Annotated in this window: 11 protein-coding genes; 7 read left to right on the top strand and 4 right to left on the bottom strand. The window is 53.8% G+C overall.

Annotated elements, in window-relative coordinates:
* Positions 1 to 36: 36 nt before the first annotated feature.
* Complete coding sequence (locus N2315_00380) at positions 37 to 1,515, top strand: sodium-dependent transporter (GenBank protein MCX7827657.1); 1,479 nt, start codon at positions 37 to 39, stop codon at positions 1,513 to 1,515.
* Between the two features lie 205 nt (positions 1,516 to 1,720).
* Here N2315_00380 and dut read toward each other — a convergent pair whose 3' ends face one another.
* The 3 genes from dut to rpsO all read right to left on the bottom strand — a co-directional run bounded on the left by dut (position 1,721) and on the right by rpsO (position 4,815).
* Positions 1,721 to 2,167 carry a dUTP diphosphatase gene (gene dut, locus N2315_00375; GenBank protein ID MCX7827656.1) on the bottom strand — a complete coding sequence of 149 codons (447 nt, stop codon included), beginning with the start codon at positions 2,165 to 2,167 and terminating at the stop codon, positions 1,721 to 1,723.
* Between the two features lie 11 nt (positions 2,168 to 2,178).
* On the bottom strand, positions 2,179 to 4,440 hold the full coding sequence (locus tag N2315_00370) for a polyribonucleotide nucleotidyltransferase (GenBank protein MCX7827655.1): 2,262 nt from the start codon (positions 4,438 to 4,440) through the stop codon (positions 2,179 to 2,181).
* Positions 4,441 to 4,548: 108 nt separating this feature from the next.
* A complete protein-coding gene (gene rpsO, locus N2315_00365) occupies positions 4,549 to 4,815 on the bottom strand; it encodes a 30S ribosomal protein S15 (protein MCX7827654.1) in 267 nt (88 codons plus the stop codon).
* 219 nt (positions 4,816 to 5,034) lie between these two features.
* Between rpsO and N2315_00360 the strand changes: the two genes are divergently transcribed.
* On the top strand, positions 5,035 to 5,715 hold the full coding sequence (locus N2315_00360) for a response regulator transcription factor (GenBank protein MCX7827653.1): 681 nt from the start codon (positions 5,035 to 5,037) through the stop codon (positions 5,713 to 5,715).
* A gap of 49 nt (positions 5,716 to 5,764) precedes the next feature.
* The gene (locus N2315_00355; GenBank protein ID MCX7827652.1) at positions 5,765 to 6,892 is read left to right on the top strand and encodes a HAMP domain-containing histidine kinase; all 1,128 of its coding nucleotides are present in this window, start codon (positions 5,765 to 5,767) and stop codon (positions 6,890 to 6,892) included.
* A gap of 76 nt (positions 6,893 to 6,968) precedes the next feature.
* Here the strand turns inward: N2315_00355 and N2315_00350 are convergent, their stop codons facing one another.
* Positions 6,969 to 8,492, bottom strand: a complete 1,524-nt coding sequence (locus N2315_00350; GenBank protein ID MCX7827651.1) for a Do family serine endopeptidase — start codon at positions 8,490 to 8,492, stop codon at positions 6,969 to 6,971.
* Between the two features lie 233 nt (positions 8,493 to 8,725).
* Between N2315_00350 and N2315_00345 the strand changes: the two genes are divergently transcribed.
* From N2315_00345 to N2315_00330, 4 genes are read left to right on the top strand one after another with little or no spacing between them, the layout of a single operon-like run.
* Complete coding sequence (locus N2315_00345; GenBank protein ID MCX7827650.1) at positions 8,726 to 10,132, top strand: sodium:solute symporter family protein; 1,407 nt, start codon at positions 8,726 to 8,728, stop codon at positions 10,130 to 10,132.
* Positions 10,108 to 11,424 (top strand): ATP-binding protein, encoded by a 1,317-nt coding sequence (locus N2315_00340; protein ID MCX7827649.1) that lies wholly within the window; start codon positions 10,108 to 10,110, stop codon positions 11,422 to 11,424. Before N2315_00345 ends, N2315_00340 begins: the two co-directional genes overlap by 25 nt.
* Positions 11,406 to 12,749 carry a sigma-54 dependent transcriptional regulator gene (locus N2315_00335; GenBank protein ID MCX7827648.1) on the top strand — a complete coding sequence of 448 codons (1,344 nt, stop codon included), beginning with the start codon at positions 11,406 to 11,408 and terminating at the stop codon, positions 12,747 to 12,749. The genes N2315_00340 and N2315_00335 overlap by 19 nt, the downstream gene beginning before the upstream one ends.
* Positions 12,736 to 13,887, top strand: a complete 1,152-nt coding sequence (locus N2315_00330) for a hypothetical protein (GenBank protein ID MCX7827647.1) — start codon at positions 12,736 to 12,738, stop codon at positions 13,885 to 13,887. The genes N2315_00335 and N2315_00330 overlap by 14 nt, the downstream gene beginning before the upstream one ends.
* Positions 13,888 to 13,995 lie beyond the last annotated feature (108 nt).

Below are 13,995 nucleotides of genomic sequence, written 5' to 3'. Positions count from 1 at the left end.
TTTCAACTACATCAGAGAAAAAGGAGGTTAAGGAGCATGGCGGAACAGATCAAGGGACAGAACGAACAATGGTCTAGCAGGTGGGGACTGGTTTTTGCCGCCATAGGCATGGCGGTGGGCACCGGCAACATATGGAGGTTCCCCCGGGTGGCCGCCACCAATGGCGGAGGAGCTTTTTACATAGCCTATTTCCTGGCGCTGTTCCTTTGGGCCATACCCCTTCTGTGCGCCGAGGCAGTTTGGGGCAAGTCCACAAGAATGGGGGTCATAGGATCCTGGAAGGAGATGCTGGGACGCAAATGGACCTGGGTAGGCGGCTTCATCGCCTGGGTATGCCTTGCCATAACCTTTTACTACGCGGTCGTCATCGGCTGGTGCATTAGGTACTTCATATATGCGGTTTCCGGAGTCATAAAACCAGGGCTGGACACGGAGGCGCTTTGGAAGAACTTCATCAACGACCCCATGGCGGGGCTAATCTTCTTCGCCATAGCGGTGGCCATGTCCCTCTTCATATGCCTTGCGGGGGTCCAAAACGGACTTGAGCGGGCCAATAAGATAATGATACCCTCCATCTTCGTGCTGCTGATATTCCTCGCCGTAAGAGCAAACTTCCTTCCTAACTCCTGGAAGGGGCTTGAGTACCTTTTCACCATAAGGATGGAAGACGTGCTCAAGGCAAGGACTTACCTGGAGGCCTTCACCCAGGTGGCTTGGTCCACCGGGGCTGGATGGGGGCTATTCCTGACCTACTACGTTTACGCAGGCAAGAAGGAGGACATACTTCTTAACTCCATAACCACTGGTTTTGCTGACACCACCGCAGCATCGCTGGCCGCCCTTTGCGTGATACCCACCATATTTGCCTTCTCTCCGGATCCCATGGCGGCGGTAAAGTCCGGCAACAACGGCATAGCCTTCATCCACCTGACCAAACTATTCGCTGAAATACCCGGCGGAGTCATAATGGCCATAGCGTTCTTCCTGGCCCTCATAATGGCGGCCTTGAGCTCGGAGATATCCATGATGGAGCTTGGATGCCGCATATTGGCCGACGCAGGATGGGACAGGAAAAAGGCCGCGTGGACCGTTGGCATCGCATGCCTTATCTGCGGCGCACCCTCTGCCATGAACAACACGTTCTTCGAGAACCAGGACTGGGTATGGGGCGTTGGGCTCCTCATATCAGGGCTTCTCTTCTCCATCGGCGCGATGAAGGTGGGAGTCAAGAAACTGTGGGTAGAGTGGATCGAACCCTGCTCAGACGTGAAAGTTGAGTGGATGTGGAGTTTGGTAAAGCTCTTCCCCCTGTGGTTCGTGATAATCTTCGGATGGTGGCTCAAGCAATCCATAAGCTGGTACCCTGGCGAGTGGTACAAGTTCCTGCCCATATCAAAGTACACCTACACCCCTGGCACCATGTTCGTCCAGTGGGCCATAGCGGCGGCAGTGTTCTATATCCTGAATAACTGGCTGGCGGATACCATGAAGTACAAGCTCCAGGCCAAGGACTAGGGGGGATTTAGCATGTGGAAGGTCACGATGGTCGTTATACTAGGCCTTGTGTTTGGAGGGTTTGCATGGTGTCTTTGGAGCGCCATGAAGGCGGAGGAAAGAAAGAAGGCTTAGGCCGGAGGGCCTCCTCGCGCTAACAAAGCGGGCACCGGGTAGATCCCCGGTGCCCGTCACTATGGCCACGACATAACGCACACAATGCCAGCTATCTTACCCCGGTACTGCCAAAACCCCCGGAGCTCCGGTCGGTTTCGGAGAGTTCCTCCACCTCCAAGAAAAGAGGCCTAAATACCGGGCACAACACCATTTGGGCTATCCTATCTCCCCTTTTAACCTCAAATGGCTGGGAGCCCGCGTTGTAAAGGATAACCCTTATCTCTCCGCGATAGTCCGCATCCACCGTTCCTGGGGAGTTAAGGACCATAACCTGATTCTTAAGGGCCAAACCACTCCTGCTGCGAACCTGAAACTCATACCCCGGCGGTATCTCCACGAAGAGGCCGGTCCCAAAGGACCTAACCTCCCCAGGCATCAAAATCCCCTCTTCGGCAGAACGCAGATCCACACCGGACGAATGGGGAGTCCCCTGAGACGGGAGGGGCAGGTCCTCCGCACCACTGCCCCTCTTTATCCTAACCTCAACGGAAGACATGCCCATGACCATCACCGATGGTGCTTGTCCCTTCGATCGCCGGAAGGCGAACGCCTATCCCCATCCCGGCGTCCCCCGGAAGCAGGCCTCTGGGAATTCCCGTCGGCCTTCAATGCGCCATACCGGATCTCCCTGGCCCGCTCAACCTCCACCTGAGCAGAAAGAGACGGATCCTTGGCGAGCTGGTCATAACGCTCTATAAGGCGGCGCCTTGAAAGGTTGATCCTGTTCATGTCGTCTATCTCCCGCACCACCACCAGGACCTCGTCGCCTATGGAGAAGGCGTCCTCTATCTTGGGTATGTGGTGGGTGCTTATCTCGCTAACGTGCAGCAACCCCTCTTTCCCCGGGAGAACTTCTATAAAGTAGCCAAAGCCCAACATCCTGGTAACTCTGCCCACGAAGATCTCCCCCGCCTGCACCTCTCGGGTAAGATCCGAGATCAGCTTTATGGCGTGGCTGGCAGCCTCTTCAGTCTGGGCGGCCACACAAACCCTGCCGTCATCCTGAACGTCCACCTTCGCTCCGGTCTGAGCTATTATGGATCTTATGGTCTTGCCGCCAGGGCCAATCACATCCCTTATCTTGTCAGGGTCTATGCTGATGGTCATTATCCTTGGGGCGTTGGGGGAAATCTGATCCCTGGGGCTCCTTATGGCGGAGTCCATTATGTCCAAAATCCGCATCCTGCCTTCCCTCGCTTGGGCTAGGGCCCGCTGCAGGATCTCCCTGGTTATACCCCCCGCCTTGTTGTCCATCTGAAGGGCGGTAACCCCATCCCTGGTTCCAGCCACCTTGAAGTCCATATCCCCATAGTGGTCCTCAAGACCCTGTATGTCCGTGAGTATGCAAACCCTGGAACCATCGGTGACCAGCCCCATAGCCACGCCAGCAACCGCCTTCTTTATTGGAACCCCGGCGTCCATCATTGACAGGCTACCGCCGCACACGCTGGCCATGGAGCTGGAACCGTTAGACTCCAGTATGTCGGAGACAACCCTCACCACATACGGGAACTCCTCTTCGGAGGGCAAAAGGGGGCGCAATGCCCTCTCCGCCAGGGCGCCGTGCCCTATCTCCCTGCGCCCTGGGCCGCGCATGGGGCGAACTTCCCCCACCGAATATGGAGGGAAGTTATAGTGCAGGAGGAACCTCTTCGCAGGTTCATCGTGCTTCAGCCCATCAAGGATCTGGTCATCCTCACCCATCATACCCAAGGTGGTAACCGCCAAGGCCTGGGTCTCTCCCCTGGTAAACAAGGCAGAACCATGAACCTTGGGCAGTATGCCCACCTCACAGGTTATGGGGCGCAACTGATCCATGGCTCGTCCATCGGCCCTCTTGGCCTCATCCAGGAGCAAGCGGCGGAGGCCCTTCTTAACCCACTCCTCTACCACTGACGACACGTAGGAACCACAGTCCGGATAGGATGCCTCAAAACGGTCCACAGCCCTCTTGGTTATCTCCGCCAAGGCATCCTTACGCTCCACCTTGCCGTGAATCTGGACCGCCTTGTATATGTCCTCCCGAAGCTCCTCCTCTATCCAGCGGTCTATCTCCTCAATCCTCAGGGGCTCAGGTATCTCCACCTTTGGCGTTCCCACCTGCTCCCTAAGGTCCCGAATGAAAGCCACTATGCGCTTTATCTCCCGATGGGCAAGCTCCATGGCGTCCACAAGGAGCTCCTCGGATACCTCGTTGGCCCCTGCTTCCACCATGGTGATTCCTCCATCATGCCCAGCCACCAGAAGATCCAAGGCGCTAACGCTCATCTGGGATTCCGTGGGGTTTACCACCAGCTGTCCGTCCACGAACCCTATCCTAACCGCCCCGATGGGGCCATCCCATGGAATGTCCGAAATGGACAACGCCGCTGAGGCGGCGTTTATGGCCAGCACGTTCGGCGGGTTTTGCTGATCCACCGACAGAACCGTGGCCACCACGTGCACATCGTTCCTCATGTGCTCCGGGAAGAGAGACCTTATTGACCTGTCCACCATTCTGCCGCTCAGTATGGCGGTCTCCGATGGACGTCCCTCACGTTTTATGAACCCACCGGGTATCTTGCCAGCAGAGTAAAACCTCTCCTCGTAGTCCACCAACAAGGGGAAGAAATCCAGCCCCTCCCTTGGCTTTTCCGACATGACGGACGTTACAAGAACAACCGTATCCCCATAACGGGCCAGAACGGCTCCGTTAGCCTGTTTGGCCATCCTGCCGGTTTCGAACGACAGGACCCGACCTCCTATTTCCATGCTTACAACCTTTGACATCAGTAATCCTCCCTGTCTTCCCATTCGATCTATGACGGTTAAGGATAGCACAAAATAAAAGGCGAGGCCAATTGGCCCCGCCTCAATACCTGGATCTTCACACCCAGGTTAGTGCCTAAGCCCCAGCTTCTGAACAAGGCTCTTGTAACGGCCGAAGTCCTTCTCCTTGAGATAAGAAAGCAACTTCCGCCTCTTACCAACCATCGCAAGAAGCCCCCTCCTGGAATGGAAGTCCTTCGGATGCTCCCGCATGTGCTCGGTAAGCTCCCTTATCCTGTGGGTCAAAATGGCCACCTGGACCTCGGGGGAACCGGTGTCCGCCCCGTGAACCTTAAACTCCTCGATTATCTTCTGCTTGGCTTCCTTGGATATCACGAAAACTCACTCCTCTAAATATCGTCCCTTAACCCAGGCCCAGGCATGCCATGGGTCCGCGTAAAGGGCAATGGTAAGTATATACCCACACCACCCAACCATCAAGGCAGGAGCAAGAAATTTAATTTAGGGTCTCGACAAAGTCCGCGGGGCTGTGCTAAGTTAATGAACAAGGTATAATTAAAAACCTGCGCCACAGCGCAACAGGAGGTAACGCCTATGAGACTTCTCATCGTTGAGGACAACGAGGATCTCTGCCAGCTTCTTAAGGAAGGCTTCGAGGAGGAAGGACATGTGGTTGATACCGCGGGGGACGGCAAGACCGCCTTTGAAATGGCGGTACCCGGGGGTTACGACTGCATAGTCCTTGACGTGATGCTTCCGGAGATGGACGGGTTTCAGGTGTTGGATAGGCTGCGGGACGAAGGCTGCAATACCCCGGTGATCATGCTCACCGCAAAGGACTCCATAGAAGATCGGGTAAGAGGCTTGGAGCAGGGCGCTGACGACTACCTTACCAAACCGTTTGATTTTAAGGAGCTCATGGCCAGGGTAAACGCTCTTGTAAGACGCAGTTCCGACCAGCGAAGGTCCATGCTTAAGTGCGGCCCCCTGACTCTGGACCCGGTGGCCCGGGAGTGCCGTGTGGGGGATATAAGGATACCCCTTCGTCGCAGGGAGTTCGACATACTGGAGCTCCTCATGCGCTATGAGAACCAGGTATTCAGCAGGGACAAGATAATATCCCACGTGTGGCAGAAGGAATACGACGGGACCAGCAACGTGGTGGACGTCCACATAAAGTACCTAAGGGACAAGTTGCGTCCTTTCAACCTAGACATGATGGTGGTAACCGTACGGGGGGTGGGCTACAAGGTTACCAACCCAGACGGCGACTAAGCCCGCCACGGACAGGGGAATTGAAATTCCACGTCTTATGGGGGTCTAAATGATCAGAAAGCTAACAAAACTTGTCAATAGTAATATCCTAAACTCCCTTTCAAAGACCCAGATACGGTCTGCGGTGTTAAAGACCCTTATGGGCGTGGCGCTGTTGCTGGGATTCTCGGTTCTCCTTCTCCTGCTGGCATCTCTTATGTGGCAGCAGGAGACGGCCCTTTTCTCCATCGATCGGGTTGTGGTTTTCACGTTCTCCCAGCCAGGCGTGGTAAGGGCTATACTCGCCTCAATTGCTCTTTGTGTTCCAGTTATATTCATCATGGCGGTCTTCGACGAGCTCCTCTACGAAAGACGAATCAAGCGGCTCTTCTGGGTTCTAAGGGACCTAGCAGACGGGGCTCGATCAAAGATGCCGGAACACATGCTTGGAGGATACGAGGAGGAGATCGGGGACCTGGTCCGCCACTATTCGGTGATAGCTAGAGAGAGCGGGGCGAGCTTAAGCAGCAGGTTCCTCTCCGACGCGGGGCACGAGATAAGAACTCCCCTAGCTATAATCAAGGGGCGCATCGAGTTGGCGCTGATGAAGGATCGCAACGCATCCTACTACAAGGAGAAGCTGGAAGACGTTCTAAGACAGGTTGGCCACCTGGAAATGCTTGTCAAGGGCTTGATGGAGCTGTCCCGCCTTGAGGGCGCCGATGGGGTGGACTTGCGGCCCACAGACCTGTCCGTGGTGGCCGAAGAGGCCATAGATTCCCTTGCGCCGCTTATATCATCAAAATCGATACGAATAAGAAGGTCCATGGAAGAAACCCCGGTGATGGGTGACGAGGACCTGCTGGTCAACATGTGCCGTCAAATAATCGAAAACGCCTGCAGGTACAGCCCCGCAGGGTCCTTCGTGGACGTGTCGGTGAGGGTGGATCGAAGGGGCGGAAGGGCCATCATATCCGTCACGGATTACGGGATAGGAATGGACGAAGAGACCGCTATAAATTGTTTCCAGCCATTCTGGAGGGAGGATGAATCCAGATCCAGCGGGGGACACGGCCTTGGCCTTACCATAGCCAAAAGGATAGCCTCCCTACACTCAGGATACATATCCGTGAAGTCCGCCCCGGGCAAGGGTAGCACCTTCACTTTTTCCATGCCTCTGGAGGATAACCTCGTATAAATCGCCCTACCCCATACCAAAACAAGCAAAAAATGGCAGGGATCGGGAATATCTCCCGGCCCCTGCCAGGGTATCGTCAGCTGGCTGACAAAAACATGGTGTTTCCCTTTCTCCATATCAACACCGCAAGGGATTTTAGATCCCCCTTAGCGATATTCTCCATGTCGGCAATGGAGCTTATCTTAACCCCGTTGAACTCCATTATCACGTCCCCTCTGGAAAGCCCAAGGGACTCCGCCCGGGACTTCGGGCTTACCTTAAGAACCACGACCCCTTGGATATCCGACGGTATGCCAAAGCTTGATCGAAGGCCTGAATCCAGAGCCCCTACAGCGGCCCCCATTACGTTAACCTCCGCAGCCCGTTTGTTTGAAGAAGGAAGTAGGTTGGGGACCCAAGACCTCCCGGATGAGGCATCCCCAAGGACCACGTCCACGGACATCTTCTTATCCCGCCGATAAAATTCAACTTTAACTTTAGTGCCCGCTACGAAGGACCGCACGAGGAACGTTAGGGACTTATCGTCCAGGACCTTCTTCCCACTCACAGATATGATCACATCTCCCCTTCGAAGCCCCGCTAAATCCGCCGGGGAGCCGGACTTTACGCTTGCCACGATGGCTCCATCCGATGTAGGCACCCCGTATGCCTTGGCAAAGGCGGGGTTGTTGGGCTGCACCATTACGCCAAGCCACCCTCTGCGAACTTCCCCATGCTTTATGAGATCATCAAGCACTTGTTTGGCCATGTTTATGGGAACCGCAAATCCTATCCCCTGGGCGTAGGGCACTATGGCGGTGTTTATCCCCACCACCTCACCCCTTAAGTTGATAAGTGGACCTCCGCTGTTGCCAGGGTTTATGGCCGCATCGGTCTGCAAGAAGCCCTGGAAGTTCATGTCCTCCGCCCTTATGGTCCTGTTCTTTGCGGATATGACACCAACCGTAACGCTGTTCTCCAGTCCCAAGGGGTTGCCTATGGCCACAACCCACTCTCCCACCTCAACGGCGTCAGAGTCTCCAAGCTTGAGGGCCGCTGCATCTTTGAGATCCGCCTTTATCACCGCCAGGTCAAAGGTGGGATCACGCCCCACCAGTTTTGCGGGAAGCTGACGGCCGTCCAACATGGTCACCGTTATCCTGTCAGCCCCTTCAACCACGTGGTTGTTGGTGAGGATATAGCCATCCTTGGTGACTATGAACCCCGATCCCTTGCCCTTCATCGGGACAACGCGGGTAAACTGTTTAAAGTGCTCTCCAAAAAACTGATTAAAGAAAGGGTCCTCCATTAACTCATCCGGAAACGGGCTGAAGGACTGTCTAACCATCTTTTCGGTGTCTATGTTAACCACCGAAGGCGCAGAGCGCTTGACCAACGGCACTATGGGATTGCCGGCGTATGGGTTGGAAGGGCCGGTCGGCACATCCGCAGAGGCCACGGAGGCCCCCACGGGAAGGCCCGCAGGATCGTTTAGCAGAGAATAGAGATATCCCCCAGCCATCCCGGCTGAGAATAGAACCGAAAGGGTGAGCAGGGACATCATGAGCTTCTTAAGTCCATCGCGGGGCAATAGGCTTCCTAAAGATTCTTTGATCCTCATGATCCACACCTCCCGTTTAGATTAAAGACCGCTGTCTTCTACCTCGCAGGGAGAAGACTACGTCATTTGACAATTACTGACATCGTCAATTATACCTAAAATCTTATCTGCGTGGGATCTCAACGGAAGGGGGCGTAAAAAAAAATGCGGGCAAACCTTTTAGTGTTCTCCATCCTTCTGGTGCTCCCGTTCAGTTTGAGCGCCATTCTAATAAGGTACAGGCAAAAGACAAGATGCCATCGTTAGCCGTAAACCTAATTGCCTTCAGCGGGTACACCCTGGCCATAATACTCCTAACAGGACAAACCTTCCCATGGCGGGACAGCATTAGAAGGTTCTACCTTGGCGGGAGGGACACGGGTGTCCTATTCAGCACCATGACCTTTTGCGCCACCTGGCTAAGCGCCGCATCCATCATTGGCTTCACCACCTGGATGATACACGACGGGATGGTGGCTTTCGCAGGATCCGTAAACGGCTGGCTGTTGGGGTTAATACCAATGCCCTTTGCGGTCCTAAGGCTAAGGGCGTCAAGAAGCGTAAGCGTGCCGGAATTCGTGGGCAAGTTTTACGAAGACAACAGGCTAGTAAAGCTTGGCGGCGCGGTGTTGCTCGCATCATACGTGCCATACATAGCAATACAGTTCAAGGCATTTGGGCTGGTGGCCTCCCACATGCTGGGGATACCATACGGGTTCAGCTCCACCGCCCTGGTGTACCTATTCGTACTTTACACCACCTTCGGAGGATACCAATCGGTTGTCAAGAGTGACGCATTGAACCTGCTGGTAATCATCGTGGGAGTTTTGGTGGCTGCAATTGAGTTAAACGTAAACCTAAAACCGTTTTGGCATGCCATAAGGGAAATCTCTGCTTCCTCACCGAGCAAACTCAACGTATGGGAATCTCCCACTGAATCCCTTCAGGTAATCAGCTCCGCACTAGCCTGGGGTCTTGGGGTCGCAGCAAACCCCCAATACGGGATAAGGATCATGGCTTGCAGGAAAGAGAGGGATGCGTTCGCAATGCTTTCCATATCCCCTGTGCTGATAGGCTTGGTATACCTGCTGTTGTCCTCCATGGCCCTCATCTTTTCATCAATTCCTTCCAACGTATTTCATGGCGCCCATCCAGAGGGGCTACTTCGGCTGTTGAGTTCCCAATGTCCCAGCTGGGCTGCAGGCCTTTTCTTCGTATCGGTGATGGCGGCAGCGGTCAGCACCGCCAACTCTCAGCTACTGCTCGCGGCATCCGCCGTATGTTACGACATTGGAGGGCTTGGGAAAGACAACGTACGCTTAACCCACACCAAAGAAACCCGACACGACCACTGGATGCTATTAAATCGCGGGGCTATACTTCTCATCGCCACAGTGGCGCTTCTTATAAGCCATATCCCTAACTACGACATAATGTTCGTGGGCCGCCTAAGCTGGACCTTCGTGGCTGTTTTCTTCCTAACCCCCATATACCTTCCAAGGAGGCTACGGCATAGGATGTCCTTCGCCATCCTTGGCTGGTCTTTGCTCATTCACACAGCCCTTTGCGGGTTAAGGATACCGCCGGAAGTAAGCATGCTCCTGACCCTGGGATTCCAAGGAATCGCAATAATTCCATGGAAAGAGATGCGGATAAGATGAAAACAGCCAACAAACCCTCCCTGGAGACCGTCTTAAAGGCCATCGTTACCATAGCAGTGGTGGGCGTAGCAGGAACCTTGCTTGCCCTGCAAATTAAAACCAGCCTGGAGATGGAGATAAAAAGAGCCCTTGACGACGCTCGCCTCGCCGGCGAAATAACCCGGAACCTATATTTTAACGAAACTGAAAGGGTGATTCAGCGACTTGCCCCAACTTTAATCCCATCCTCCCAAGGGGATATCGTGCTAAGGTCCAGGGATGGTGGAGCGATAAGGCTCCGCCTGAACCGATCTGAAATAATGGGCAAGGTGGTGGAAGAAAACAGGATCATCTTGGTTTGGGGCATAATAGCCCTGTTAGTTTCCCTGGAGCTGGCAATAGTCTTAGCTTACATGATTACATACCCCATAAGGCGACTCTCCTGGGCTATGGAGGCCATCGCCCGAGGAGACCACCAGACCGAAGCCCCGATAAAAGGGACTTTCATATACGAGCTGGAAACCCTTATAAGGTCATTCAACAGGATGGCCCTTCAGTTGCAAGAGTGGCAAAGGCTTCAATCCCAAATAAGCCGCATGGATAGACTGGTATCGATGGGAGAGATGGTATCAGGAGTAGCCCATGAGGTGCGAAATCCCTTGGCCGCAATGAAAATACACGTGGAGCTGCTCATGGAGATGCAGGATCGCTTGCCGAAGGAGGCCGTGGAAAACCTCGAATTCTTAGCAGGGGAACTTAACAGGATTTCTGACACTGTGGAGCGATTCCTGATTTTCGCAAGAACCCACAGGGGTAAGATGGAGCACCTTCCTATCGGTCAAGTGATATCCTGGGCCACTCACATGATGAGGTCCATAGCCACTTCTGGGACAATTCATCTTGAAACTCGGATTGAAAACCCAAACCAGTTGGTGGAGGCAGATCCGGGCAAACTGCGGCAGGTGCTTTTAAACCTCATCTCAAACGGGGTTGAGGCCATGCCTGACGGAGGCAGGCTGGTAATCTGGACTCAAATGGAAGGGGAGAGACTGATAATAGGCGTGGATGACACGGGAGAGCCGATACCATGCCACATGGCAGACCGTATATTCGAACCCTTCGTAACCACAAAACCCAACGGCACCGGATTAGGGCTGGCCATAGCAAAAAAGCTGGTGGAAGAAATGGGAGGACATATATCATTTTCAGTATGTAATGGGGTTACCAGCTTTAAAATATCACTAAACACACCAAACCAAGGAACATCTTCAAACCAAGAGGAGGCCCAGTTATCATGGCGGACATATGGATAGCGGAGGATGAGAGGGCCCTTGCGGAGGGGCTCAGAAGGGCTTTTGAGAAGGACGGTCATCGGGTCCTCACCTTCGGCACGTTGAAATCCCTCCTGCAATCCGCGAGGTCACCGCATCAACCTCCGCAGCTCATAATCCTTGACCACAAGCTTCCGGATGGCCTTGGAGCAGACGCAATACCCAACATATCATCCGCCCTGCCCCACGTGAGGATAATACTCATGACTGCGTACGGGGAAAGCCCCCTTATAGTCAAGGCCATAAGGAACGGGGCTTTTGACTACATCGACAAACCATTCTCCCTGGAGATATTAAGAAAAATGGTCCAACGAGCCATACGCCGTTACTCCGTAGATATGGCCGCCCGCGGTGCCGCCATGGGAAGCACCCAGCTTATAGGCTCTTCTGTCCCCATGGCGAGGCTTAGAGACACTGTAAACCGGCTTAAGGGACAAAGGGATATCAACATACTGCTTACCGGTGAGAGCGGCACCGGCAAGGAGGTCATCGCCAGGATGATTCACGAGGCAACCTCGCCCGGAGGCAGCTTCGTGGCGATAAACTGTGGAGCCATACCCGAAAGCCTGCTTGAGGCGGAACTATTCGGCTATAAAAGAGGAGCTTACACTGGCGCTACGGATGACAAAAATGGACTGCTGGAGATAGGCCATGGCGGTACCGTCATGCTGGATGAGATAGGAGATCTTCCTCTGCCCCTTCAGTCTAAACTGCTCCGCTTTCTTGACAGCAGGCGTTTTAGGCGGCTCGGTGATACAGTGGAAAGGGAAGTATCCCTGAACTTGGTATGCGCCACCCACAAGGACCTTAAGGGAATGTCCACCCAGGGTCTCTTCAGGAAAGACCTCTTGTACAGGATATCCACGATACCAATCAAGATCCCGCCATTAAGGGAGCGGGGATCCGATGTGATAGAACTGGCAGAGTTCTTCCTAAGGACCTTCTCCATAAAGAGAGGACGGCCGCCTAAGGACCTTTCCCCTGAGGTGGAGGATCTCTTCCTAAACTACCCTTGGCCCGGCAACGTAAGGGAACTTAAGAACTTGATCGAGAGGTTGGTCATACTCTCTGACCCAGAATCCCACGTAATATCATTGAAGGACTTGCCGGAGGAAATGTTAACCCTCCCCCAGGAGGAAGAAGTGTCCGTTACCAACTCCCTGGACGCAAAGCTGGCCAACAGGGAACTTGAATTGATCATTGAGGCCCTGGAAAGATGTGGAAACAACAAGACCCAAGCGGCAAAAGAGCTAGGCATATCAAGGTTCTCCTTATTAAGGCGGCTTCAGCGCCATGGCCTTTCTTGAGATAAGGCTCTCCAACAACCCCAACGTGGGGATAGGAGCTAAACCATATCTGCTAAGAGGCGGGAACTGGCTTTTCCTCTCCCCTGACGAGCTGGTGGAAGAGCTGCATAAAGCTTGTGAGGATCTTCCATCGGTAATAGTTAAGCGTCCCCATGGGCGGTTGGAGCTGCCGATGGAGGAAAACATCTGGGAAGAACCGTTGGATGAGATAAGAGAGATAGAGTTCCAGCTGAGCCTCATAAAGGACCTCCCGAAGGGCACAACCCCTTTGGACTGGGTATGCCTGCTGGGCCCCAAGGGGTACTTGAACGGTTCCCCCCTGGAATGCGCTTCCAGCCTCGGCATCCCTCTGGACCGTTTCTTAGAAGCCCTCAAGGAGATCCAGGATCAACTAGACCCTCCTGGGATATTTGCACAGGATCTAAGGGACTACCTTTTAATACAGCTAAGACGTCTTTCTCTGGATGGCTCCGATGGAGCCAGGTTGCTCAAGGATTTTCATCGAGAACTTGAATCATCAAGGCTGGATCTCATATCCAAAGCCACCGGGTGGGATCTTGATAGGATAAAGAGTGCCATGATGAGCCTTCGGAAGCTTGATCCGTTCCCCCTTGGGACCGCCTCTACACCGGTTAGGCCGGAGATATCCATGACTCCCTGTGAAGAAGGGGTTTCGTTCAAACTATTAAGGGAAAACATTCCCTCCATATCCTTAACTGGCCCATTAACCAATAGGGGAAAACTTCGCTCCATCCTGATCAGGCTCTCGGCACGGTATCGAACCTTAGCTGCAATCGGTCTTGCTGTAACCATGACCCAGCGAAACTTCCTGTCCGGCAAGTCCCAACATCTGGAACCACTAACGGAAACAGACCTGGCTAAGATAACCCGCTTATCCCCATCCACCATCTCCAGATGCGTTAGGGGAACTTATGCTGTAACCAAAGCCGGTACAGTAAGATTAAGCAGTCTTCTCTCCAAACCACTTAGGGCAAACCCCAATCTGTCCATACATCGCTTAAGCATTGAAATATCAAGGGGAAAGTCTATGGGGTTATCAGATCTTGAGATATCAAGGAATCTTGGCATACCCCGACGAACCTTGACCTATCACAGGAACCGCCGCCCTACCCGATAAATTACTTCATAAACACACCAGATATTGCGCCTACTAAGGCAGCAAGGCTAACGCAACCACCCTATGGTCCGCACAGTGCCGTGCGGACCACGCACACTCCCGAAAGGG

The organism is Thermanaerothrix sp. (assembly GCA_026417795.1).
Taxonomy (GTDB): domain Bacteria; phylum Synergistota; class Synergistia; order Synergistales; family Synergistaceae; genus Thermanaerovibrio.
This window is presented reverse-complemented; position numbering and strand designations above follow the sequence as displayed.